General features: G+C 67.5%; 26 protein-coding genes, 2 tRNA genes and 1 other RNA gene. 13 read left to right on the forward strand and 16 right to left on the reverse strand.

Annotation, left to right across the window (positions count from 1 at the left end; genetic code table 11):
* Positions 1–30: 30 nt before the first annotated feature.
* Positions 31–780 carry a DNA/RNA nuclease SfsA gene (gene sfsA, locus JHL17_RS02760; RefSeq protein ID WP_200190663.1) on the reverse strand — a complete coding sequence of 250 codons (750 nt, stop codon included), beginning with the start codon at positions 778–780 and terminating at the stop codon, positions 31–33.
* Positions 781–846: 66 nt separating this feature from the next.
* Between sfsA and JHL17_RS02765 the strand changes: the two genes are divergently transcribed.
* Positions 847–1,647 carry a competence/damage-inducible protein A gene (locus JHL17_RS02765; protein WP_200190530.1) on the forward strand — a complete coding sequence of 267 codons (801 nt, stop codon included), beginning with the start codon at positions 847–849 and terminating at the stop codon, positions 1,645–1,647.
* 94 nt (positions 1,648–1,741) lie between these two features.
* On the forward strand, positions 1,742–1,987 hold the full coding sequence (locus JHL17_RS02770; protein ID WP_200190531.1) for a hypothetical protein: 246 nt from the start codon (positions 1,742–1,744) through the stop codon (positions 1,985–1,987).
* Positions 1,988–1,994: 7 nt separating this feature from the next.
* On the opposite strand, the gene JHL17_RS02775 is transcribed toward JHL17_RS02770, so the two are convergent.
* Positions 1,995–2,168 carry a hypothetical protein gene (locus JHL17_RS02775; protein WP_200190532.1) on the reverse strand — a complete coding sequence of 58 codons (174 nt, stop codon included), beginning with the start codon at positions 2,166–2,168 and terminating at the stop codon, positions 1,995–1,997.
* 271 nt (positions 2,169–2,439) lie between these two features.
* Here JHL17_RS02775 and JHL17_RS02780 point away from each other — a divergent pair.
* Positions 2,440–2,524 (forward strand) — tRNA-Leu (locus JHL17_RS02780).
* A 188-nt stretch (positions 2,525–2,712) separates the two neighbouring features.
* Here JHL17_RS02780 and JHL17_RS02785 read toward each other — a convergent pair.
* The 5 genes from JHL17_RS02785 to JHL17_RS02805 form a co-directional block, all read right to left on the reverse strand.
* Positions 2,713–3,171 (reverse strand): hypothetical protein, encoded by a 459-nt coding sequence (locus JHL17_RS02785; protein ID WP_200190533.1) that lies wholly within the window; start codon positions 3,169–3,171, stop codon positions 2,713–2,715.
* A 56-nt stretch (positions 3,172–3,227) separates the two neighbouring features.
* Complete coding sequence (locus JHL17_RS02790; RefSeq protein WP_200190534.1) at positions 3,228–3,458, reverse strand: hypothetical protein; 231 nt, start codon at positions 3,456–3,458, stop codon at positions 3,228–3,230.
* A 186-nt stretch (positions 3,459–3,644) separates the two neighbouring features.
* Complete coding sequence (locus tag JHL17_RS02795) at positions 3,645–3,830, reverse strand: hypothetical protein (protein ID WP_200190535.1); 186 nt, start codon at positions 3,828–3,830, stop codon at positions 3,645–3,647.
* A 48-nt stretch (positions 3,831–3,878) separates the two neighbouring features.
* Positions 3,879–4,082 (reverse strand): hypothetical protein, encoded by a 204-nt coding sequence (locus JHL17_RS02800; RefSeq protein WP_200190536.1) that lies wholly within the window; start codon positions 4,080–4,082, stop codon positions 3,879–3,881.
* A gap of 97 nt (positions 4,083–4,179) precedes the next feature.
* Positions 4,180–4,593, reverse strand: coding sequence for a rhodanese-like domain-containing protein (locus JHL17_RS02805; protein ID WP_200190537.1), 414 nt, complete (start codon positions 4,591–4,593; stop codon positions 4,180–4,182).
* A gap of 174 nt (positions 4,594–4,767) precedes the next feature.
* Between JHL17_RS02805 and JHL17_RS02810 the strand changes: the two genes are divergently transcribed.
* Positions 4,768–5,121 (forward strand): carboxymuconolactone decarboxylase family protein, encoded by a 354-nt coding sequence (locus tag JHL17_RS02810; RefSeq protein WP_200190538.1) that lies wholly within the window; start codon positions 4,768–4,770, stop codon positions 5,119–5,121.
* Between the two features lie 34 nt (positions 5,122–5,155).
* Here the strand turns inward: JHL17_RS02810 and JHL17_RS02815 are convergent.
* A tRNA-Leu gene (locus tag JHL17_RS02815) sits at positions 5,156–5,240 on the reverse strand.
* Positions 5,241–5,457: 217 nt separating this feature from the next.
* On the opposite strand from JHL17_RS02815, the gene JHL17_RS02820 reads away from it, so the two are divergent.
* Complete coding sequence (locus tag JHL17_RS02820) at positions 5,458–5,994, forward strand: disulfide bond formation protein B (RefSeq protein WP_200190539.1); 537 nt, start codon at positions 5,458–5,460, stop codon at positions 5,992–5,994.
* Positions 5,991–6,575, forward strand: a complete 585-nt coding sequence (locus tag JHL17_RS02825; protein ID WP_200190540.1) for a demethoxyubiquinone hydroxylase family protein — start codon at positions 5,991–5,993, stop codon at positions 6,573–6,575. The genes JHL17_RS02820 and JHL17_RS02825 overlap by 4 nt, the downstream gene beginning before the upstream one ends.
* A gap of 73 nt (positions 6,576–6,648) precedes the next feature.
* Here the strand turns inward: JHL17_RS02825 and JHL17_RS02830 are convergent, their stop codons facing one another.
* A complete protein-coding gene (locus JHL17_RS02830) occupies positions 6,649–7,212 on the reverse strand; it encodes an HNH endonuclease (RefSeq protein WP_109048088.1) in 564 nt (187 codons plus the stop codon).
* A 373-nt stretch (positions 7,213–7,585) separates the two neighbouring features.
* Between JHL17_RS02830 and JHL17_RS02835 the strand changes: the two genes are divergently transcribed.
* Entirely contained in the window at positions 7,586–7,753 is a 168-nt protein-coding gene (locus tag JHL17_RS02835) for a hypothetical protein (RefSeq protein ID WP_014248815.1), read from the forward strand.
* Between the two features lie 111 nt (positions 7,754–7,864).
* A complete protein-coding gene (gene gluQRS / locus JHL17_RS02840; RefSeq protein WP_200190541.1) occupies positions 7,865–8,710 on the forward strand; it encodes a tRNA glutamyl-Q(34) synthetase GluQRS in 846 nt (281 codons plus the stop codon).
* 101 nt (positions 8,711–8,811) lie between these two features.
* Here gluQRS and recR read toward each other — a convergent pair whose 3' ends face one another.
* From recR to ffs, 4 genes are all read right to left on the reverse strand, one after another.
* Entirely contained in the window at positions 8,812–9,405 is a 594-nt protein-coding gene (recR, locus tag JHL17_RS02845) for a recombination mediator RecR (RefSeq protein ID WP_200190542.1), read from the reverse strand.
* A gap of 211 nt (positions 9,406–9,616) precedes the next feature.
* Entirely contained in the window at positions 9,617–9,940 is a 324-nt protein-coding gene (locus JHL17_RS02850) for a YbaB/EbfC family nucleoid-associated protein (protein WP_063635355.1), read from the reverse strand.
* 3 nt (positions 9,941–9,943) lie between these two features.
* A complete protein-coding gene (locus JHL17_RS02855; protein WP_200190543.1) occupies positions 9,944–11,839 on the reverse strand; it encodes a DNA polymerase III subunit gamma/tau in 1,896 nt (631 codons plus the stop codon).
* 110 nt (positions 11,840–11,949) lie between these two features.
* An RNA gene (gene ffs / locus JHL17_RS02860) (signal recognition particle sRNA small type) lies at positions 11,950–12,047 on the reverse strand.
* A gap of 151 nt (positions 12,048–12,198) precedes the next feature.
* Here ffs and JHL17_RS02865 point away from each other — a divergent pair.
* Together JHL17_RS02865 and JHL17_RS02870 are read left to right on the forward strand one after the other, a co-directional pair.
* Positions 12,199–13,404, forward strand: coding sequence for an ATP-binding protein (locus JHL17_RS02865; protein ID WP_200190544.1), 1,206 nt, complete (start codon positions 12,199–12,201; stop codon positions 13,402–13,404).
* 177 nt (positions 13,405–13,581) lie between these two features.
* On the forward strand, positions 13,582–15,273 hold the full coding sequence (locus JHL17_RS02870) for a methyl-accepting chemotaxis protein (protein WP_200190545.1): 1,692 nt from the start codon (positions 13,582–13,584) through the stop codon (positions 15,271–15,273).
* Positions 15,274–15,334: 61 nt separating this feature from the next.
* On the opposite strand, the gene JHL17_RS02875 is transcribed toward JHL17_RS02870, so the two are convergent.
* Positions 15,335–16,528, reverse strand: a complete 1,194-nt coding sequence (locus JHL17_RS02875; protein ID WP_200190546.1) for a phosphoglycerate kinase — start codon at positions 16,526–16,528, stop codon at positions 15,335–15,337.
* 301 nt (positions 16,529–16,829) lie between these two features.
* Here JHL17_RS02875 and JHL17_RS02880 point away from each other — a divergent pair, with 301 nt between their 5' ends.
* Together JHL17_RS02880 and JHL17_RS02885 are read left to right on the forward strand one after the other, a co-directional pair.
* Positions 16,830–18,434: a CYTH and CHAD domain-containing protein gene (locus JHL17_RS02880; protein ID WP_200190547.1), complete on the forward strand. Its 1,605-nt coding sequence runs from the start codon at positions 16,830–16,832 to the stop codon at positions 18,432–18,434.
* Positions 18,435–18,445: 11 nt separating this feature from the next.
* Positions 18,446–19,069, forward strand: a complete 624-nt coding sequence (locus tag JHL17_RS02885) for a ParA family protein (protein WP_200190548.1) — start codon at positions 18,446–18,448, stop codon at positions 19,067–19,069.
* Between the two features lie 135 nt (positions 19,070–19,204).
* Here the strand turns inward: JHL17_RS02885 and JHL17_RS02890 are convergent, their stop codons facing one another.
* On the reverse strand, positions 19,205–19,393 hold the full coding sequence (locus JHL17_RS02890) for a hypothetical protein (protein WP_200190549.1): 189 nt from the start codon (positions 19,391–19,393) through the stop codon (positions 19,205–19,207).
* Between the two features lie 118 nt (positions 19,394–19,511).
* A complete protein-coding gene (locus JHL17_RS02895) occupies positions 19,512–20,981 on the reverse strand; it encodes a sensor histidine kinase (protein WP_200190550.1) in 1,470 nt (489 codons plus the stop codon).
* A 140-nt stretch (positions 20,982–21,121) separates the two neighbouring features.
* On the opposite strand from JHL17_RS02895, the gene rfaE1 reads away from it, so the two are divergent.
* A complete protein-coding gene (rfaE1, locus tag JHL17_RS02900) occupies positions 21,122–22,567 on the forward strand; it encodes a D-glycero-beta-D-manno-heptose-7-phosphate kinase (protein ID WP_200190551.1) in 1,446 nt (481 codons plus the stop codon).
* Positions 22,568–22,724: the final 157 nt, after the last annotated feature.

The raw sequence follows: 22,724 nt of genomic DNA on the forward strand, positions 1-22,724 counted from the left end.
AAAAGCCCGAAGCCGGGATCCGCCGCGGCGTTACAGCCGGATCGGCAGCGGCCGGTCCAATTCAATCGATTCGGGCGTGATCGCGCAAGACCAACACAGCGCCTCGACCCCCAAATCCAGCGCGCGGCGCAGGCCGGCATGATAGACCGGATCGAGATCGGCCGCCGTGCGGAAATGGGAACAATCGCCGCGCTGGACAAGGTAGAGCATGACCGCGCGGCAGCCCTGCGCCACCATCGCCGCCATCTCCTCCAGATGCTTGGCGCCGCGGGCGGTGACGCAGTCCGGGAATTCGGCAGCCCCATCTCCGTGGTCGCCTTGCGGGCCGCCGGGGCGGCGCAGATGGACATTTTTCACTTCGACATAGGCCGGCGGGCGAGCCGCGGGCTTTGCCGGGTCGTCCTCCAGCAGCACGTCGATGCGGCTGTTGCGGCCGTATTTCACCTCGCGCCGCAGCCGGTCATAGCCGGCCAGCTCCGGGATGGTGCCGGCGGCGATGGCGGCGGCGACCAGTGCGTTCGGGTGGCCGGTGTTGACGCCGACCAGCCCCTCGCCCCAGGGGGCGGCGGCCTCCACCAGCTCCAGCGTGTAGGCCAGCTTGCGCTTGGGATTGCCGGAGCGCGACAGCCAGACGGCGGAGCCGGGGATGTCCAGCCCGAGCATGCTGCCGGAATTGGGCACATGCACCGTCACCTCCACGCCATCCAGCAGGACGTCGGCGAGGAACCGCTTGTAGCGGCGGATCAGGCGGCCTTGAAGAAGGGGGGTAGGAAAGCGCATCTTGGCGGCGACGCTACCCTTGGCTTTCCCGCTCGACAAGAGCGTTCCACGGAGACCCGCATCGCCATGACGTCCGAGACCGCTGCGAATCCGGCTGCCGCCGATCCGATTGCCGCGAATCCCACTGCCGCCGTCCTGGTGATCGGCAACGAGATCCTGTCGGGCCGCACCAAGGACGCCAATCTGGGCCACATCGCCGAGAAACTGACGGAGATCGGCGTGCGGCTGCGCGAGGCCCGCGTGGTGCCGGACCTGGAGGAGGAGATCGTCGCCGCGGTCAACGCCCTGCGCGCCCGCTACAGCTATGTCTTCACCACCGGCGGCATCGGCCCGACCCACGACGACATCACCGCCGCCTGCATCGCCAAGGCCTTCGGCGTGGCGTTGGAGCGCAATCCGGAGGCGGTCGCCCGGCTGGAGCGCCATTACGCCGCCGGCCAGTTGAACGAGGCGCGGTTGCGCATGGCCAACGTCCCGGCCGGCGGCATCCTGATCGACAACCCGATCAGCCAGGCGCCCGGATTCCAGATCGGCAACGTCTTCGTCATGGCCGGCGTGCCGAACATCATGCGGGCGATGCTGGACGGCATCCTGCCGCGGCTGGCCGGCGGGCCGGCGCTGCATGCCCGCACGGTGGCCTGCGAACTGGCGGAGGGGGTGATCGCCGCCGACCTGTCGGCGCTGCAGGACCGCCATCCCGCCCTGGAGATCGGCAGCTATCCCTATTTCCGCAGCGGCTTCTTCGGCGTCAGCTTGGTCCTGCGCGGCACCGACGAGACGGAACTGACGGCCGCGACCGACGAACTGGCGGACATCGTCCGGCGTCTGGGCGGCACGCCCACCGTCACGGTCGGTACAAAAGGGTAGTGGTGGATATGTCGGGGGATCGATTGTCCCGCTCCGAGTCGGTCCTACATGAACTCGCTGTCATCCGCATCAGGACTGCCGCGGGAGCCCCGCCATGAAGAGCTTCGAGAAATCAGCGTTGCTGTTCCTTCTCCGCCATCTGTTCGCCGGCATCGTCGGCGCCGTGGTGCTGGCGAGCGGTCTCCTGTGGTTCGACGTCGCCAAGCTGGCGACGCTGATCGGCAACAGCGAATACGGCATCACCGCCACGGTGATGCTCTATGCCGGCCTGATGCTGACCTTCGGCAGCGTGTCGATGGGAATCGGCATCATGACGATGAACGAGGACACCCGCCCGTAAGCCGCCGTCAGATGCCGAACGGTCCAAAGCGGTCGTAGATCCAGACGAGGGCTACGATCAGCGCCAGCCACAGCGCCGCGTTGCGCAGTGCCACGCCGCGGTTCCGGCGCAGGGCCGCCGGCACCACCAGGACCGCGACCATCAGCAGCGCCACCAGCGACAACCAATCCGTCTCGCTCACGTCGCATCCTCCATTTCCCGGTCTCTCTCCAGGGGCTGCCTGCCCGCAGTCTGTCCGTCAGTTGCGCATTCCTTCGATATGGGAATGCCTGCGGTCATGCGAAGGCCCCTTGACCCGCAGCCCCGCGATTGTCTAAGTCATGACCACGGAACGGTGCGCTGCATATCATAGTATGCAATCTCCACGGGCAGCGTGGAGCCGCTCCGTCGACATGAGCTTTGCCGCTGCAATCCGGTCGCCGAGACCGGACGGTGGTGGCGGAGTCCGGGGCGCGGGCGTGGCGAAACCGGTAGACGCAAGGGACTTAAAATCCCTCACCTCTTGGTATGCGGGTTCGAGTCCCGCCGCCCGCACCACTTTGGAAAGAAACAATTTTTCCCGCTTGTAGCGGGGCGGCTTGGGAAGGATGGACGGTGCTAGGGTCCACCCAGGACCCACGGCAATCATCATGAGCCTTGGGCTGATGGTGTCCTCCCTAGTTGGGGTGGCGCTGCCGCATTTTCCGATGGCTTTGCTCAGGTATAGCAAGCAGAAATATCGATCCTCATTTCCCTAATCTGTTCAGATAATTGTCGGCTTTCGTTAAAAAACTCATAATTAAAGCATAAAGTGATACCTCTTTCCCGTTGAAATCTATAAACAACGATTTCTCGCCCTCCCTCCCGCCTATGTCCCACCAGTCATCGTCTTCCCATTCGTGTTCCCTCTTGATTGATTGCTTTATGTTTGATTTTTTGGGATGTTTTGCTCCGTTCGCAATTTTCCTAAGTTCATCCCACTCAGGGCACGCAGCTTTCATCTTTGTTTTTTCGGCTTCAAAATCACTCTGGCTTAACCCAAGATCTCTTGTGTGAAGCCAATCAAATGTGTGGTTTCCAAAAAGAACAGCTGCAATCAAATCATCGTTATCTCTCGTTTCTTTATACTTCTGGGCAAAACGGTGACATGCGTCTAGCATGTCACGGGCTTTTTCGAAGCCGAGATGGCCAGGAACTGAATTCATCCGAAAGCCTTCGTTCTTTAAACGCATGCTCTAAGATTATCAGTCAGTAGAAAATCTTACACGTACAACATCACATCCCGCCGATTGTCGCCATCATGGTTGGCCCGGTACCAGACCACTTCATCGTGCCAATCCGCATCGGTCGCCGTCTCGAACAGCACCGGCAGGGTGTCGGGGTCGTCGATCTCGCCGCGGGCGACTTGGCTGTCATAGTCTACGATGTTATGGGCGACGTCCTGCTGGCCGCGCCCGGCCGTGCTGATGACGACGCGCAGGGAGCCCGGCACACCTTCACCAAGACGGTGCTGATCAGGTCCCACAGGTCGCGCTTGGAGCAAGCATGCAACTCGTCGACCAAGGCGAAGGTCGGGGTGGTACCGTGGGATCGGGCCGCTTCGCAGGAGATGGAGCGAAGCTGGTACTCGCATCTTGGGATGCTTGATCCGGTGCCGGTAGTCTTCAGAAGGCGAGTCTTACCGTATCTCGACGGTGCCGCAGCTCCGGCGGTGGGCCAGCAGGCAGTCCTCGTTCTTCGACTGCTGCATCAATGCGCCCACCAGCCAATAGCCCAGCGCGAGGACGAGGATGATGGCGACGGCCGCCCCGAGATTGGCGGCCATGCGATTGCGGTCGTCGTCCTGAGGGGGCTGCTCAGGCATGGGGCAACCTCACTTCCGGTCGGACCGGAAGTCCCGGCTCGACGGTCCTCATCCTTTGCCCGGCTTCCGCTTCGTCCGTCCGCCGGCGGCCTCGCCCTCCTTGCGCTGAACGAACAGGCGCCCCGCCTGCATCGCCGCGGCTCGGCTGATGTAGCTGCCGCAGTCGAAACGCCGGCCGTCGAACATCACGGTGAGGGTGAAGGTCTGCGGGCCGGTTTCGTCGACAATGATCGAGGGGGCGGCGGGCTTCATTCGACGGTCTCTGCATCTGCCTGCGATGGATGGACTCATACGTCCAGGACGGGCCTCGAGCCAGCGTCTTCGAAGCCCCGCCCGGTCCGCGATCCTGTCAGCGCTCCACCGTGCCGCCGGCATTCACCCAGGCGGCGAAGCCGCCGCGCAGGCGGTTGACGGTGCCGGTATAGCCGGCAGCCATCATGCGCTCGGCGGCGGGACCGCAACGCGTGCCGCCCTGGCAATGGAAGACCAGATGCTTGCCCGGTTCGGCCGGCACGCGCGACGGGTCGAACCGCGACAGCGGGTTCAGAATGGCGCCGGGGACATGGCCGGCGGCGTGTTCATGCGGTTCGCGGACATCGACGATCACCGCCTCGCCCTTGGCCTGCCACTGGATCGCGGTCGCCGCGTCGATCTGGCGGATGCGGTCGGCACCGTTCTGGCCTTCCGCATTTCGGCTTTCCCCTTTCCGGGGATCGGGGGGAGCGGCGGGGATCAGGCGGCGGAAAAGCTGGCACAGGAACATGGTGCGTGGTCCTTGGATCCTGGATAGGGGAAGCGCGGGTGGAGATCGCCCGGCAACGGCTCTTGACCATAAAATTAGTATATCCTAATTTATTGTCAATGAGCGGCGCACCGGCCGCGGCTCCGCCAATGGCCTGATGTTGCGGCCGGCATGCTTCGAGACGGGGAGACGACCATGCACAAGGACTGGCCGCAGATGACCGGCGAGCTGTCCGGCGCCATTCGCGAGCTGCGCGGCGGCGCGCCGGAGGTGATGAAGGCCTTTTCCGGGATGGCCCAGGCGGCGCTGAAGGCGGATGCGCTCGACACCAGGACCAAGGAATTGATCGCGCTCGCCATCGCGGTGGCGATCCGCTGCGACGGCTGCGTCGCCTTCCATGCCGAGGCGGCGCTGAAGCAGGGGGCGACCCGCGACGAGGTGATGGAGACGATGGGGATGGCGGTCTATATGGGCGCCGGGCCGTCGGTGATGTATGCGGCACAGGCGGTCGAGGCGTTCGATCAGTTTGCCGGAAAGGCGGCCGTCTGAGCGGGGAACGCGATCGTAACGACAAGGATCAAGGTGGTGCGGGCGGTCGGACTCGAACCGACACTCCTTGCGGAACCGGATTTTGAGTCCGGCGCGTCTACCAATTTCACCACGCCCGCAGCGACGCCTCTTCTAGCGCAACCGTCCGCAAACGGAAAGTGCAAAAGAACGAAGCCTACAGGCAATCCCGCCCACTCTTCCCACCTGCCCCGGCGACGACGCAGGGCCGCCGCTTATTCCCCGTCACTGCCGCGGTTCCTGTCATGCCGTCGCAGGCGCGCCGCGGACGTCGCGGACGACTGGCCGAACGGCCCAGTACGCGCTACCTTGTCGGCCATGACGACCAAGCCCTTCCTGTCCCGCGTCTTCGAAGACCCCCGAATCGCCGCCCTGCTCCTGGCACTGGCCAGCGCCGGGGTGCTGTTGTCGGCGCTGTTCTTCCAGTTCGTGCTGAATTATCAGCCCTGCGTCTTGTGCATCATGCAGCGCTGGCCCTATGTGGCGGTGATGGTGCTGGGGCTGGTGACCTGGCTGTTCCGTCGCTGGAAGGGGCTGGGCGACGCGCTGCTGGTGGTGAGCGGGCTGGCCCTGCTGGCCGGCGCCGGCATCGCCGCCTATCATGTCGGGGTCGAGCAGCATTGGTGGGCCGGCACCTCGTCCTGCGGCGGGTCGGCGGCGGCCAATTCGCTGGAGGCGTTGCGCGCCCAGGTTCTGGCGGCCCCGGTCACCCGCTGTGACGAAGTGGCGTGGTCGCTGTTCGGGATCTCCATGGCGGGTTACAACGTGGCGATCTCGCTGGCGCTGGCAGCCTATGCCTTCATCGCCGCGCGCATCGCCTACACCCGCACCCCGGTGTCGAGGACCGCATTGTGAGTGAAACGACGTCTCCCACCGCCGTTCCGCGTCCCGCTTCGCGCCGTGGCGCGCTGCCCGGCGACCTGCCGCGGCGCGACCGGCTGGCCCGCATCGTCCGCGTCGACCATGCCGGCGAATACGGCGCCAAGCGGATCTATGAGGGCCAGATCGCCGTCATGGGCAAGGGCCGCCACGGCAAGACCCTGCGCCACATGGCGGAGCAGGAACTGGTCCATCTGCAGTATTTCGAGGGTCAGCTGACCCGGCGCCGCGTGCGGCCGACCCTGCTGCAGCCCTTGTGGCACCTCACCGGCTTCCTGCTGGGCGCCGGCACCGCGCTCCTGGGCGAACGGGCCGCGATGGCCTGCACCGTCGCGGTGGAAGAGGTGATCGAGGAGCATTACGAGGCGCAGCTGAAGCATCTCGGCCCCGAGGAGCAGGAACTGTCCGACAGCATCCGCAAGTTCCAGGCGGAAGAGGTCGAGCACCGCGACATCGGCCTGAAGAACGAGGCGGAGCTTGCCGCCGGCTATCCGCTGCTGACGGCGGCGATCAAGGCCGGCACGCGGGCGGTGGTCTGGGTGGCGGAGCGGGTGTAGGGGCCCAGGCACCGGCCCCCCACATCCGTCACCGTTATTTCGGTCCTGCATCGGGGACCCTGCGCCTGGGGCGCTACATTGGGTCCAGTTCCGAATCCCAATAAAGAAAATCCCGCCAACTCTCGTGAAGGAAGTTTGGCGGGAAGGCGCGTCCGTTCTCTTGCAGCTCATAGGCACTGGGCTGGAAGGGCGGACTGAGGGGGATCATGCCGCAGACATGGGGAAGGCGGTCGCCCTTCGCCAGGTTGCAGGCGGAGCAGGATGTGATGACGTTTTCCCACGTCGTCCGACCGCCGCGGGACCGCGGGATAACATGGTCGAAGGTGAGGTCGTGGGTTGGGAAGGGGCGGCCGCAATACTGGCAGGTGAAGCGGTCGCGGAGGAAGACGTTGAAGCGGGTGAAGGCCGGGCGGCGGGTGGCTGGGATGAACTCTTTCAGCGAGATGACGCTGGGCAGCTGGACTTCGAAGCTGGGGGATCGGACGACCCGGTCATAGTGCGAGACGATGTTGACCCGTTCGAGAAAGACCGCCTTGACCGCTTCCTGCCAGGACCATAGCGACAAGGGGAAGTAACTGAGCGGGCGGAAATCCGCGTTCAGCACCAGAGCCGGACAGTGATCGGGTGGTGGAGCCAATGGCCACTCCCTTGTCTGTAACCGTGTGTCTGAAACCGTGTCTGGATCCGGCCGGCGGCTGGATCGCCTTCCGGGACAACCAGATACATAGTGGATCGGTGGCCCGGACTCAACATCTTGACCCGGGGAGGCCCAATTTCTTCACCGTTGTGTAACCTTTTTCGCAAAGTGGACATCTGCGGCCGAGGCTCGGGCCGGGGGAAGGCGGCCTTCCGCCGGCACGCGCGGCGGCTGTGACATCGGGAAAAAAGACTCGCGCCTGCCTTGCGCGCTTACCCCTCGTTAACCATGACGGCGCCATGGTGGGGCTCGTTGATCCAAGCCGATCCCGCCGCCTCCAGCCGGCCGGAAGCGACCTCGAGGAAAGCCCGCCATGACCGCCGTCATCATCGACCTCGCCCAGAAGCGCCGTGAACGCGAGGAGCGTGAGCGCCAGATCCGCATCGACGCTTTCGACCGCGAGCTGCGCCGCCGTCTGGCGCTGTATCTGGAGGGTGAGGAGATCCCGGTCGAGCCGATCCGCGACAATCCCTATATTTGATCCGCTCCTGTAGTCGAGCCGCCCGCATATCCGACCTGTCCCAACCGCCGATCGCCGCCTTCTCCGCACATCCGGCACCCGGTCCGGCGCACGATCCGCTATAAAGCGGGAATGAGCGATCTCGTCACCCGCTTCGCCCCCAGCCCCACCGGGCATCTGCATCTGGGCCATGCCCATTCCGCTCTGTTCGGATGGACCGCCGCCCGCAGCGCCGCCGGCCGCTTCCTGTTGCGGATCGAGGACATCGATCCCAACCGCTGCCGTCCGGACCATGAACGCGACCTGATCGAGGATCTGGCTTGGCTCGGCCTCGACTGGGACGGCCCGGTCCGGCGCCAGTCCGACCATTTCGACGATTTCCGCGCCGCTCTCGCCCGGCTCGACGGGTTGGGCGTGCTCTATCCCTGTTTCTGCACCCGCAAGGACATCGCCGCCGAGATCGCGCGCGCCGGTGCCGCCCCGCATGGGCCCGACGGACCTCTCTATCCAGGCACCTGCCGCCACCGGCCGGCCGGCGATCGTGCCGACCGGATCGCCCGTGGCGACGCCTGGGCGTTGCGGCTCGACGTGGAGGCCGCCCGCCGGATGACCGGGCCGTTGCGCTGGCATGACCATGCCCGGAGCTGGCAGGAGGCGACGCCGGACCTGCTGGGCGACGTGGTGCTGGCGCGCAAGGACACGCCGACCAGCTATCATCTCAGCGTCACCGTCGACGACCATCTGCAGGGGGTGACGCTGGTCACCCGTGGCGAGGATCTGTTCTTCGCCACCCATCTGCACCGGCTGCTGCAGGCGCTGCTGGGCTACGAGCCGCCCGATTACCACCATCACGGTCTGCTGCGGAACGCGGCGGGCGAGCGGCTGGCCAAGCGCGACCGCGCCCAGTCGTTGCGCTCGCTCCGCGAGGACGGGCGCAGCCCGGGCGAGGTGCGGGCGCTGGCCGGATTTCCGGAGTAGGGCAGGCGGCGATCCGGGTTGCCGGTCCCTGATCATGACGGTCCGGTTGATGCAACCCGCCCTTCATGGCCGCATTGCATCAACTGGACCGCGGTGGCCTTTTACAGGGGCCGACGCGCCTTCAGCGCCGCGGTCAGCGTGCCGTCGTCGAGATAGTCCAGTTCGCCGCCGACCGGGACGCCATGGGCGAGGCGCGACACCGACACGTCGGAGCCGGTCAGGCGATCGGTCACCACATGGGCGGTGGTCTGGCCGTCGACGGTGGCGTTCAGCGCCAGGATGATCTCGCGCACCGCCGGGTCCTTGGCGCGTTCGGCGAGGCCGGCGAGGTTGAGGTCGTCGGGGCCGACGCCCTGCAGCGCCGATAGGAGGCCGCCCAGCACATGGTAGGTGCCGCGGAAGGCGCGGGTGCGCTCCAGCGCCCAGAGATCGCCGGCATCCTCCACCACGCAGATGACCGAGCGGTCGCGGCTGGGGTCGGAGCAGACGGTGCAGGGATCGCGGCTGTCCAGGTTGCCGCAGACGGAACAGGCGCGGATCGACTCGCCGGCCGCCGCCATCGCTTCCGACAGGGGCACCAGCAGGCTGTCCCGCCGCTTCATCAGATGCAGAGCCGCCCGCCGCGCCGACCGGGGACCGAGTCCCGGCAGCTTGGACAGCAACTGGATCAGGCGTTCGATTTCAGGTCCGATCATGGAGGTGCAAATCCGCCTCTCCCCCCCGGGGAGAGGTCGGACGGCGGGAGCCGTCCGGGTGAGGGGGCGGACCCTCTCCCCCCTGGGGAGAGGGTGGCTGCTTCAGCAGCCGGGTGAGGGACTGCGCGTCGCTTGGAGAATCAGCGGAGCGCATCCCCCTCACCCTGACCCTCTCCCCGGGGGGGAGAGGGGATTCTCACAGGTGCAAAGGTCAGAACGGCAGCTTGATGCCGGGCGGGAGCTTCAGGCCGCCCATCATCTTCGAGGTCTCCTCGGCGACGTGCTGCTCGACCTTCTTCTTGGCATCGTTGAAGGCGGCGACGATCAGGTCCTCCAGCACCTCGACGTCCTCGGGATCGACGACGGACTTGTCGAGCTTGACCTTCTTCATCTCGCTCTTGCCGTTGACGGTCACGACGACCATGCCGGCGGCGCTCTGGCCGGTCACTTCGACCTGCTCCAGGCTCGCCTGCATTTCCTGCATCTTGGCCTGCATCTGCTGGGCCTGCTTCATCATGTTGCCGATATTCTTCATCGGTCAGTACTCTCCTTCGTCGTCGAGGGGGTAGTAGACCCCATCGTCCTGCTGCTGAACTATGAAATCGGGTGTCTCACCGTCATCCGCAACCGCCGCGCTCTCCGCCGCGGCAACTTCGGCGAGGTCGCGGACGTCGATGATCTTCGCCCCGCTGAAGGTGTCGAGCACGGCGCGCACCACCGGGTTGGCCTCCGCCTCCGACCAGGCGCGCCGCTTCTCGGCCTTGTCCTGGTCGGCCAGCGTCGGCTGGGACGGGCCGTCGGACAGAGCGACGATCCAGCGCTGGCCGGTCCATTCGGTCAGGAACTGCCCGACCTTGGCCGGCAGGGTCGGCGGGGCGGCGGGGCGGAGCTTCAGCTCCAGACGGCCCGGTTCCATGCGGACCAGCTGCACCGTCTCCATCAGATAGCCGTAGAGTGCGCCTTCCCGCCGGTCGGAGAACAGCTGCACCAGCGCACGGAAGTCCGGCGGCATCGGCGACAGCTCCTCGCCCGCCGGGATGGCCACGGGAGCAGGGGCCGGAGCGGGAACGGCCTGCGCCATGGGGGCGCCCTGCGGCTGGGCCGAGCCGGCGGCGCGGGCGACGGCGTGGGTTGCCATGGCGGAGGATTGGCTGGCGACCGCGACCGGCCCGCCGCCTCCGCCGGGACCGCGGCCCATCGGCATGCCGGCTCCAGCGCCGCCATTGGCCTGCTGGGCCTGGAACTGGCGGATCAGCTCTCCCGGAGTCGGCAGGTCGGCGGCATAGGACAGGCGGACGATCACCATCTCCAGCGCCTGCTGCGGCACCGGGGCGGCCTGGACCTCGTTCAGCCCCTTCAGCAGCAATTGCCAGGCGCGAGTCAGCGCCGGCATGCCGAGCCTGGAGGACAGGGAGGCGCCGCGCGTGCGCTCGGCCTCCGGCAGGGAGGGGTCGTTGGCGCTGTCGGGCACCACCTTCAGGCGGGTCAGGTTGTGGACGAGGTCCAGCAGGTCCTGGAGAATCACCACCGGGTCGGCGCCGACCCGGTGCAGGTCGGCCAGGATGTCCATCGCCTCGGCGGGCTTGGCGGAGACCGCCGCCTCGAACAGGTCGATGACGCGCGTGCGGTCGGCCAGACCCAGCATGTCGCGCACCTGCTGCGCGGTGACCGTGCCGGCGGCGAGCGCGATGGCCTGATCGAGCAGCGACAGCCCGTCGCGCACCGACCCGTCGGCGGCGCGCGCGACCAGCGCCGCGGCGTCGCCCTCGATCTCGGCGCCTTCCAGGGCGGTGATGCGGGTGAAATGCTCCTTCAGCACCTGGGCGTCGACGCGGCGCAGGTCGAAGCGCTGGCAGCGCGACAGCACCGTGACCGGCACCTTGCGGATTTCGGTGGTGGCGAAGACGAACTTCACATGGCTCGGCGGTTCCTCCAGCGTCTTCAGGAGCGCGTTGAACGCGCTCTTCGACAGCATGTGGACCTCGTCGATGATGTAGAGCTTGTAGCGGGCCGAGACCGGCGCATAGCGCACGCCGTCGATGATCTCGCGGATGTCGTCGACGCCGGTGTGGCTGGCGGCGTCCATCTCCATCACGTCGACATGCCGGTCCTCGGCGATGGCGCGGCAATTGTCGCAGACGCCGCAGGGGCTGACCGTCGGCCCGCCGGTGCCGTCCGGGCCGGTGCAGTTCAGCGCGCGGGCGATGATGCGGGCGGTGGTGGTCTTGCCGACGCCGCGCACGCCGGTCAGCATGAAGGCCTGGGCGATGCGGCCGGACTGGATGGCGTTGGTCAGGGTGCGGACCAGCGCGTCCTGGCCGATCAGCTCGTCGAAGGTCTTCGGCCGGTATTTGCGCGCGAGCACCCGGTAGGCCTGCCCGGTGGCGGGAGGGGCGGTGATTTCGGCTGCGGAAACGGCAGTGGTATCGGTCACGCGGCTGGCCTGTCGAAACGACGTGAGGGAGGGGGCTCGTTCGGGCCGCAGGATAGCGTCCCGGCACCGCGCTGTCGCCGTCTGTTTCGTGCTGGCAATTTTTGAAGAGGGTGGGAGACTGGACGAACGACCCGAGCCGTAACTCGTTGCGGCTGCTTCCTTCCGGACCTGACCGGGTTGGCGAGGGACTCGTCCGACGCCAGTCTCCCGCCGCTGTTATGGACATTGGCGCAGGCGGATGCAAGGGGAAAACGGTTCGGATGCGCGGGTCGCTTCGCTGTCCATAACGGAGTATTGATGATTATTTTCGGGACTATAAATTATAGGTCGGTCCATAATTGGTCCTAAAGAGGCTGCTCATGCCATCCCAACCCGCCTTCACATCCGCACAGAAGTTCCTGTTCCATCGGCCGAAGCTGGCGGCGTCCCTGACCGACATCGTGACCGGGGATGCGCCGATCGGGGCCGAGCCGACGCTGTGTCTGGCGGCGCCGCGACGGACCGGGAAGAGCACCTTCCTGCGCCACGATCTGGGGCCGGAGTTGGAGAACCGCGGCGTCCTGTCGGTCTATGTCGATCTGTGGTCGGACATGGCGGCCGATCCCGCCCATCTGATCGCGGAGGCGTTGAAAGCCGAACTGCGCCGGGCCGACAGCCTGCCGGTGAAGGCGGCGCGGGCGGTCGGGCTGGCCAAGCTCGGAGTCGGCGGCGTGTCGGTCGACATCGACCGGATCGGGCAGGCACAGGGGACCACGCTGGCCGACGCGCTGGAGGCCCTGCTGGAGCGGAGCCACAAACGCATCGCCCTGCTGGTGGACGAGGCGCAGCATGCGCTGACGACCGAGGCCGGGCTGAACGCCATGTTCGCGCTGAAGGCGGCGCGTGACCGACTGAACACCCGGGGTGACGCCCGCGACGGCCCGAACCTGATGATCGTGCTGACGGGATCCCACCGAGACAAGCTGAGCCGGCTGGTGCTGAACCGCGACCAGCCCTTCTTCGGGACCAGCGTCCGCAGCTTCCCGCTGCTCGACCGCGCCTATACCGATGCCTATACGGCCTGGATCAACGACCGGCTGGCCGAGGGCAACCGGTTCGATGCGGACGACGTCTTCGCAGCTTTCGACGCGGTCGGTCGGCAGCCGGAAACCCTGATGCGGATCCTGTCGGATGCGGCGCTGCTGGTCGGCGATGCCGGTGAATTGAAGCGGGCGCTGGCGGATGGGGCGACCGGGCTTCGCCAGCGGGTGTGGGACGATTACGAGAACCTATGGTCGGGGCTGCCGCCCTTGCAGCAGGCGGTGGTCGAACGGCTGGCGGTGGAGGGGCCGCAATCGGCGCCCTTCTCCGCCCCGGCGTTGAAGGCCTATGCCGACGCGGTCGGGGAGGCGGTCGAGCCACCGGCGGTGCAGGCGGCCATCGAAGCTTTGCGGCAGAAGAACATCCTGTGGCGGTCGGCACGCGGACAATATGCGCTGGACGACCAGGGGATGCTGGAATGGTTGAAGGAGAGGGCTGCGCGGAGCGGTGAAACAAAGGGTCTCCCGCCACGGTCATGGCAATAAAACTTTCAGATGTAAAGGGTCTGCTTGGGGGCGTCCCCGATACCGAATATTCGATCGGTGACGTAACCTTGAGGTGGCCGGTTTGTGGGTGCAGCACGCATGCTCACTGCTCATGGTGGAAATGACCGATTGGTCCCGCAGCCGGTCTGTCCAGCCTGTTCCGAACGGAGAGCACCCATGTCCTTCACCAACTTGCCGATCTCGACAAAAATCCTGGCGGCGCTCGGCCTGCTCGCCGCCTTGACGATCGGCGTGGCGGTGTTGTCGGTCAACGCATTGGCGACCCTGAATGGCCAGACCAACAAACTGGCGACGGACGACAGCCAGACGCTCTACATGGCGGTTTCGGCGAACGAGAAGATGACGCGGATCCAGGAACTCGTCTTCGAGCATATCCTGGGCAGCGAGGCCGCGGAACTGGCGAGGCTCGAGGGCGGCATCGACCGCGAGCGCCGGGAGTTGCAACAGTTGCTGGCGGCGCTGAAACCTTTCATGGATGGGGAAACCGAACGGCGCCTGTTCACGGCGACCGAAAGCGATATTGAAACCTATCTCGGCGCCGTGGCCGCGGTCCTGGACCTGTCGCGGAAAGGTGAAGATTCCGAGGCTGTCCGGACGATGAAGGAACGCTGCCTGTCCGTCTACAACGAGGTCGATGAACTGCTGGCCAAGATCGCCGAAGGCCAATCGGGCGATCTGAAGGAATCGGCGGAGGTGGCGAACGCTATCTACGCTTCGGTCCGCCTGACATTGCTGGTTGTCGTCGGCATCGGGTTCGTCATCGCCTTCTCGCTGTCAATGCTGCTGGTCCGCGGGCAGATCACCGGACCGCTCAACAGGATGACCGAGGCGATGCGCCGCTTGGCCGATGGCGACCTGTCGGTCGAAGTGACGGTGGGGGGACGGAGCGACGAGATCGGTCAGATGGCGGGCGCGGTTCTCGTGTTCAAGGAAAACGCCTTGTCGGTGCGTCGTCTGGAAGCCGAGCAGGCCGAAGACAAGCGGCGTGCGGAGGACGAGCGTCGGGGGGCGATGCAGGCATTGGCCGACGCCTTCGAGGGACGGGTGAAGGGGGTGGTCGAGGCCGTCGCAGGATCGGCCGCCAGCATGCAGGACACCGCACGTCGCTTGAACGAGGCGGCGGAGCAGACCAACCGCGAGGTCGAGGCCGCGGGTGCGGCGTCGACCCAGGCCTCGGCCAATGTGCAGACCGTCGCCGTGGCGACCGAGCAGCTGGGTGGATCGATCGGCGAAATCTCGCAGCGGACCGGGCAGTCGCGGGAAATGGCCGTGGAGGCCGGGACACAGGCTGGACGGGGCAAGGATCTGGTGGAAAGCCTCGATCTGGCCAGCCGCCGCATCGGCGAGGTGGTCACCCTGATCAACAGCATCGCCGGCCAGACCAACCTGCTTGCCCTGAACGCGACCATCGAAGCGGCGCGGGCCGGCGAGCACGGCAAGGGTTTCGCCGTGGTGGCGAGCGAGGTGAAGGCGCTGGCCACCCAGACCGCCCGCGCGACCGACGAGATCATCGCCCAGGTCAGTGCGGTGCAGCAGGTGGCCACGCAGACGGCGCAGGCGATCACCCAGATCTCCGGAACGGTGGGGCGCATCGAGGAGATCGCCACCGGCATCGCCGGTGCGGTCGAGGAGCAGTCGGCGGCAACCCAGGGGATCGGCCAAAGCGCCAACGAGGCGGCGCGCGGCACCGAAGCATTGACGCGGAGCATCCGGACGATTGCCGATGCAGCCGGATCGACGACGCAGGGTGCGGCCGTGGTGCTGCAATCGGCCGGCGACCTGGCCAACGAGGCCCAGGTCCTGCGGAACGAGGTCGCGAGTCTGATGGCGGAAATCCGCGCCGCCTGAAACCCGGTTCCTGATGAAGAACGAGAAGGGGGGCGGAAATCCGCCCCCCTTGGGCAGATCCTTACTTCTTCAGAGCCGCGACACCCGGCAGTTCCTTGCCTTCCAGCCATTCCAGGAAGGCACCGCCGGCGGCCGAGACGTAGGTGAACTTGTCCTCGACCCCGGCATGGGCCATCGCCGCCACGGTGTCGCCGCCGCCGGCCACCGACAGCAGGCCGCCGGCCTCGGTGCGGGCGGCGACCAGGCCGGCCACCGCGTTGGTGCCGGCGTCGAAGGGCTGGATCTCGAAGGCGCCGAGCGGGCCGTTCCACACGACGGTCTTGGCGCCCTGCAGCTTCACGCCCAGGAACTCCACCGTCGCCGGGCCGATGTCGAGCGCCATCTCGTCGGCGCCGATGGCGTCGAAGGCGACGACGCGGTTAGCGGCGCCGGCCTTGAACTCCTTGGCGACGACGAAGTCCTTCGGCAGCAGGATCTCGCAGTTGGCGTCCTTGGCGGTCGCCATGATGGCGCGGGCCTGGTCGGCCATGTCCTTCTCGCACAGCGAGGCGCCGACGTCGGTGCCCTGGGCGAACAGGAAGGTGTTGGCCATGCCGCCGCCGAGCACCAGCAGGTCGACCTTGCGGACCATGTTGCCGAGCAGTTCCAGCTTGGTCGAGATCTTGGCGCCGCCGACGACGGCGGCGACCGGGCGCTCCGGCTTCTCCAGCGCGAGCGTCAGGGCCTTCAACTCGGCCTCCATCAGGCGGCCGGCGGCGCTGGGCAGCAGGCGGGCGACGCCCTCGGTCGAGGCATGGGCGCGGTGCGCGGCAGAGAAGGCGTCGTTGACGTAGAGGTCACCCAGCGCCGCCATCTCCTTGGCGAAGGATGGGTCGTTCTTCTCCTCTTCGGCGTGGAAACGGGTGTTCTCCAGCAGCACGATGGCGCCGTCATGCACCTTGGCGATGGCCTCCTTGGCCTTGTCGCCGACGCAATCCTCGGCGAAGGCGACCTTCTGGCCGACGGCGGCGCTGAGAGCATCCAGCACGTTGCGCAGCGAGTTCTTGGCGTCCGGGCCGTTCTTCGGACGACCGAAATGCGACAGGACCACGACCTTGGCGCCCTTGGAGGACAGCTCCTTCAGGGTGGGGGCGAGGCGGTCGATCCGGGTGGTGTCGGATACCTTGCCGTCCTGCATCGGAACGTTCAGGTCGGCGCGCACCAGCACCGTCTTGCCGCTCACCTCGAGGTCGTCGATCGTGTTGAAATCGGTCATCGTCGCACTTCCCATGGTATGGCCGTTGCCCATGCGGGACCGGCCGTGTCGATTTCGGGGAACCCAACCACAGCCCTGCACGCTTTGCAACGCTCCAGGGGTGGGGTGAAATGGGGCATAATGACCCTACGGCTTCGCTGTCCGAGCCTTCAAAAGCCAGAAGCCCAGGCGCGATGCGGCAGCGGCGGGTGATGCAACCACAGGTTTCTGCAACATTTCCGTAACTTGACCCTGTCCATGGCCTGTGCAAACACCCAACTCTAGGCGATTGGGCCGCAAAACGGGGGTTGAAGCGCAGGCGATGGCTGAGGCCGACATCAACCGCGAGACGGAACTGAAGCTGGCTGCGCAGCCGGAAGACTTCGACAGGCTGCGCGCCGCCCCTGCCATCGCAGACCGGGCGGCCGGCCCGGCGGCGACGCGGACCCTGAAAAGCACCTATTACGACACCGAGGACCGCCGGCTCGCCGCGCGCAAGGTGACGCTGCGGGTGCGCAAGACCGGCGACGGTTTCGTCCAGACGGTCAAGTCGGCCCCGGACGAGGACGGGCTCGGGCGCGGCGAGTGGGAATGCGCGGTGACCTCCGCCGCCCCCGACCTGACGCTGATCACCGAGGATGCCGCCATCGCGCTGCTGGGATCGCTCAGCGACAGGGAGCTGCAGCCGATCTTCACATCCATCGTCGAACGGACCACGCAGGACGTGACGCTGGGCGAGGGCGACGAGGCCGCATTGATCGAGGTCGCCTTCGACCGCGGCCGGATCGAACTGCCCGACGGCCGGTCCCGCGACCTGTGCGAGGTGGAACTGGAGCTGAAGAGCGGCACGCCCGCCGCCCTCTACGACCTGGCGCAGGAGCTGACCAAGGCCGCCCCGCTGCGGCTGGAGATGCGGACCAAGGCTGAACGCGGCCACGCGCTGGCGAACGGGGCCTCCGACAAGGCGCTGAAGGCGGAAAAGCTGGTGCTCGACCCCGAGACGACGGTGGAAGGCGCCGTCGCCCGCATCGTGCGCGCCTGCCTTGCCCATATGGTCGCCAACGAGGCGGTGACGCTGGCCGGCGAGGATCCGGAGGGCGTTCACCAGATGCGCGTGGCGCTGCGTCGGCTGCGCTCGGCCACCGCGCTGTTCCGTCCCTTCATTCCGGCCGCGCAATATCTCTGGCTGGTCGGCGAGATCAAATGGCTGGCCGGCAGCCTGGGGCCGGCGCGCGACTGGGACGTGTTCGGCGAGGAACTGCTGGCGCCGGTGCGCGACGCCTTCCACAAGGCGGACGGGCATGGCCGCTCGGCGGTCGAGGATCTCGACGCGCTGGCGGCGGCGGCCGAGGCCAAGCGGCTGCGCGCCTATGAGGGCGTGCGCGACGCGATCCGCTCCGACCGCTACACCGCCTTCCTGCTGGGCGTCGGCAGCTGGGTGGAGAAGCGCGGCTGGCGCGACCAGCCGGTCAGCGAGGAATCGGTGCGGCTGTTCCAGCCGGTGATCGGGCTGGCCGACCATCTGCTGAACAAGCGCCACAAGAAGGCCAAGCGGGCCGGGCACGGCTTCGCCCATCTGCCGGTCGCCCAGCGCCACCAGCTGCGCATCGCCTTGAAGAAGCTGCGCTATGCCGTGGAGTTCTTCCGCAGCCTGTATGACGACAAGCCGGTGCGCCGCTATATCCAGCAGATGGCCGCCTTCCAGGACGCGCTGGGGCATCTGAACGACGTGGCGACGGCGACCCGGCTGCTGCATGAGCTGCATGACGACGGCAGCCGCTCCGCCCCCGGCGAGCCGCGCGCCGCCGGCATCGTCATCGGCTGGCATGCCCGCGGGGTGGCCGACACCGAGGCGGCGCTGGTCGCCCTGTGGCATGATTTCATCGACACCAAGCATTTCTGGTCCAAACCGGATACTGCGGTGTAGAGTCCGCGGCCATGCTCACGATCCTCGTCGCCAACATCAAGGGCGGCTGCGGCAAGACGACCGTCGCCACCCATCTCGCCGCCGCCTCCGCCGCGGCCGGCCTGCCCACCGTGCTGGCCGACGTCGACCGCCAGCACTCCTCGCTCGGCTGGCTGGAACGCCGGCCGGAGAAGGCGCCGGTCCTGGTCGGGCTCGACTGGGCCAAGGACTTCACCGACACGCCGCGCGGCACCAAGCGGCTGGTGATCGACGCGCCGGCGGCGCTGAAGACCAAGCAGATCGAGGATCTGGTGAAGATGGCCGACATCGTCGTGCTGCCGGTCCTGCCCGGCGCCTTCGACGAGCAGGCCACCCAGCGCTTCCTCGTCAAGCTGGACGAGTTGAAGCGCATCGCCAAGAAGAAGGCGACGGTGGCGGTGGTCGGCAACCGCATGCGCGCCCGCACCAAGGCCGCCGACCGGCTGGACCGCTTCCTGGGCGGCATCGGCCATCAGGTGGTGACCCGCCTGCGCGACAGCCAGATCTATGCCGACGCGGCGGAGAGCGGGCTCAGCCTGTTCGACATGCCGGGCAAGCGGGCGGCCGAGCACCGCGGCGACTGGCAGCCGCTGCTGAGCTACATCGACGGCGTTTGAGGCGGGAGAGGGCGATCATCGCCGGATAGGCCGGATAGGATCGCCCTCTTCTCCTCTTTTGCTCTTCTTTTTTCGCATCAGCTCATGCGGCCGCCCGGCCGGACGCGGTGTGTCGGCTGCTGCCTGCCGGAACGGTCAGTGGGCGGAGCCCATGCGGTCGAAATAGCGGCCGATCGAGACGAAGATGAAGATCACGCAGGCGACGAAGACGACCAGCCCGCCGGCCGCGAAGCCTTCGTCCGCCGCGCGCGAGGAGGCGAGCAGGCCGACGAAGGCCATGATGCCGGCGAGGATGGGGTTGATCCAGAAGGAGAAGGCGTTCACGTCGCGTAAGTCCTTTCAGAACAAGGCGTTGTCAGGGGAAAGCGCCCGCCTTCCGCCCCGCCGGGCTGAGCGCGAACGCTTCATGATCAAGGAATTCCGCGGGAGGATGCCCGCGGACTCAATGCGGCACAAACGACTTGTGGCCCGCGACAGCTACCGGATCGGCGCCTGGGGTGCATTGCGGTATGTCAAGGGCGAAGGCGGTTCCGGCGGCATCGCTCTCCACCAGCCGCAGGTCCCCGCCATGGGCGCGTAGCACCTCGCGTGCGATGGCGAGGCCGAGTCCAATCCCGCCGGCCCGTGCCGACCCGGCGAAGGGCTGGAACAGGTTCTCCCGCGCCCGCGGCGCCAGGCCGGGACCGGTGTCGGCGACCGTCACGGTCAGCATGCCGGCCGGTCCGGCCTGCGCCGTGATCCGCACCTGGTCGGCGCCGGCCTGAACCGCGTTGCGGCCGAGATTGACCAGGGCGCGGCCGAGCTGGGCCGCATCGACCACGGCCAGCGTGCCGGCGGGGATTTCGTTGATCCACTCGGCCTCGACCCGGCCGCCGTCGGGGCGGGCGGTGGCGAGCACCTCGGCCCCGGCCTCTTCCACGAGGCGGTTGAGGTCGGTGCGGGCGGGGGCGAGAGGCAGCACGCCGTCGCGGGTGAAGGACAGGGTCTGGCCGCACAGCTCCACCGCGCGGTCGAGCGAGGCCACCAGCCGCGGCGTGACCCGGCGCACCTCCGGGTCGGCGCTTTCGGTCAGCCGTTCCGACAGGAGGGAGGCGGTGGAGAGGATGCCGCGCAGGTCGTGGTTGATCTTCGCCACCGCGGTGCCGAGCGTGGCCAGCCGTTCGCGCTGGCGCAGGGCGGCGCGCACCGTGCCCTGCATGGCGGCGAGCTCGCGTTCCGCCACGCCGATCTCGTCGGCGCGGGTGCCGGGCACCAGCGGCGGGGCGCCGTCGGGATCGCGGCGGAAGGCGACGACCTCGGCGGTCAGCCGGCGCATCGGCCGCACCAGCAGGGCATGCAGCGTGACATAGACCAGGATCGCTGCGATCAGCGAGATGGCGACCGACACCGCCAGGATGCGGCGGGAGAAGTCCAACATGGCATCGATCAGCGGCCGCTCGTCCATCGTCACCTCGACCCTCTGGGCCGGGTCGTTGGGCGAGCGGTCGATCACCCGGATCACCCGGTTGCGCTGCTGTCCGATGGCGCCTTCCAGGGCGAGCCACAGGGCGTTGCCGGCATCGACGAACTGCATGCCCATGCCGGTGCCGCGCAGGTCGTACACGGCATCGGCGTGCGGCGGCATCGGGCGGGACAGCATGTAGACGCGCGCGCCCGGCTGGATCAGGTCGATGACGTGGGCCCCGGTATAGGCCAGCAGCTTCGCCTGCAACTCCTTGGTCACCATCAGGTCGGGGGCGGCTTCCACCGACAGGGCCGCGATGTGGGCGGCGGCCAGCCGTTCCTCCAGATAACCCATGCGGAAGCGGGCGATGGAGGGGGCGTAGATCAGCACTTCCGCCAGCAGCACGAACAGGATGGTGAGCAGCAGCAGCTTGGCCGACAGGCTGGTCGCGACGGTGGAGCGGAGCATGGGGCCTATCGTCGGTCGGGCGGAGGGCGGACAGGGGGTGTTGCCGGAACGCCATCCTACGACGGTGACAAACGAGCGTCACCAGTCCGAAGGCGCCGGCGCGCTGGCGTTACCGCTTTGGCGTTGGTAAGAGAAACGCCATGAGCGACCTTGCCCGTCACATCGACACCCTGTCGCGCGCCAACGTGCTGTGCCTTGGCGACGTGATGCTCGACCGTTTCGTCTATGGTTCGGTGGACCGGGTGTCGCCGGAGGCGCCGATCCCCGTCCTGCGCGTCGACCGCGAGGTGCCCAAGCTGGGCGGCGCCGGCAACGTCGCCGCCAACCTCGTGGCGCTGGAGGCGGCCTGCCGCTTCGTCTCGGTGGTCGGGCGCGACGGCGTCGGCGGCGACCTGCTCGCCCTGCTGCGGCGCGAGGGCGTCAACGACGGCGCCATCGTGGTGGAGGATGGGCGCCAGACCACGGTGAAGACCCGCTTCATCGCCGGCCAGCAGCAGCTTCTGCGCACCGACATCGAGACGGTGGTGCCGATCACCGTCGCCGACCGCGTGCTGGAGCGCGTGCGCGACCTGTTGCCCGAGGTCGGCGGCGTCATCCTGTCCGACTACGGCAAGGGCGTGCTCACCGACGAGCTGGTGGTGGCGGTGATCGCCGCCGCGCGGCAGGCCGGTCGCACCGTGGTGGTGGACCCGAAGGGGCGCGACTACCGCCGCTATCGCGGCGCCGACATCGTCACGCCCAACCGCAAGGAGCTGATGGAGGCCACCGGCCTGCCGGCGCGGACGGACGAGGAGGTGATCGCCGCTGCCCGCCACCTGATCGCCAGCTGCGGCATCGGCGCCGTCGTCGCCACCCGCAGCGAACAGGGCATGTCGGTGGTCACCGCCGGGGAGGCGGTGCATCTGCCGGCCGAGGCGCGCGAGGTGTTCGACGTATCGGGCGCCGGCGACACGGTGGTGGCGACGCTGACCGCCGCCCTGTCGGTGGGGATCGATCTGGTCGATTCGGCGCGGCTGGCCAATCTGGCGGCCGGCATCGTCGTCGGCAAGGTCGGCACCGCGGTGGTGCGTTCCGCCGAGATGCTGGCCGGCCTGCACGAGCAGGAATGGCGCCATGGCGAGGAGAAGGTGGCGACCCGCGACGCCGCGGCGGAGCGGGCGGAGCGCTGGCGGCTGCGCGGCAAGCGGGTGGGCTTCACCAACGGCTGCTTCGACCTGCTGCATCCCGGCCACATCGCTCTGCTGAAGCAGGCGCGGGCTGCCTGCGACGTACTGGTGGTCGGGCTGAACAGCGATCAATCGGTGAAGCGGCTGAAGGGCGAAAGCCGGCCGGTGCAGAACGAGACGGCACGCGCCACGGTGCTGGCGTCACTGGGCTGCGTCGATCTGGTGGTGGTCTTCGGCGAGGACACGCCGGAAATGCTGATCCACGCCCTGCGCCCCGACGTGCTGGTCAAGGGGGCCGACTACACCATCGCGACGGTGGTGGGGGCGGATTTCGTCCAGAGCTATGGCGGAAAAGTGGTGCTGGCCGAACTGGTCCAGGGCCAGAGCACGACCAACACCATCAAGCGCATGAAGGGCTGACGGGGGAGCCGCGGCTGGCGGACGCTCCCCCCTCGGCACCTTGATACCAACGGCTTCTGACCCTGACCTGTCAGGATCAGAAGCTTCGGCGGCATGTGCCGCCGCCGCGCCGGTCGGCGCGGATACCAGCGGTCATCAGCAATGACCGCCGGTATCA

Origin of the sequence: Azospirillum endophyticum, assembly GCF_016595245.1 — a bacterium.
Taxonomy (GTDB): domain Bacteria; phylum Pseudomonadota; class Alphaproteobacteria; order Azospirillales; family Azospirillaceae; genus Azospirillum; species Azospirillum endophyticum.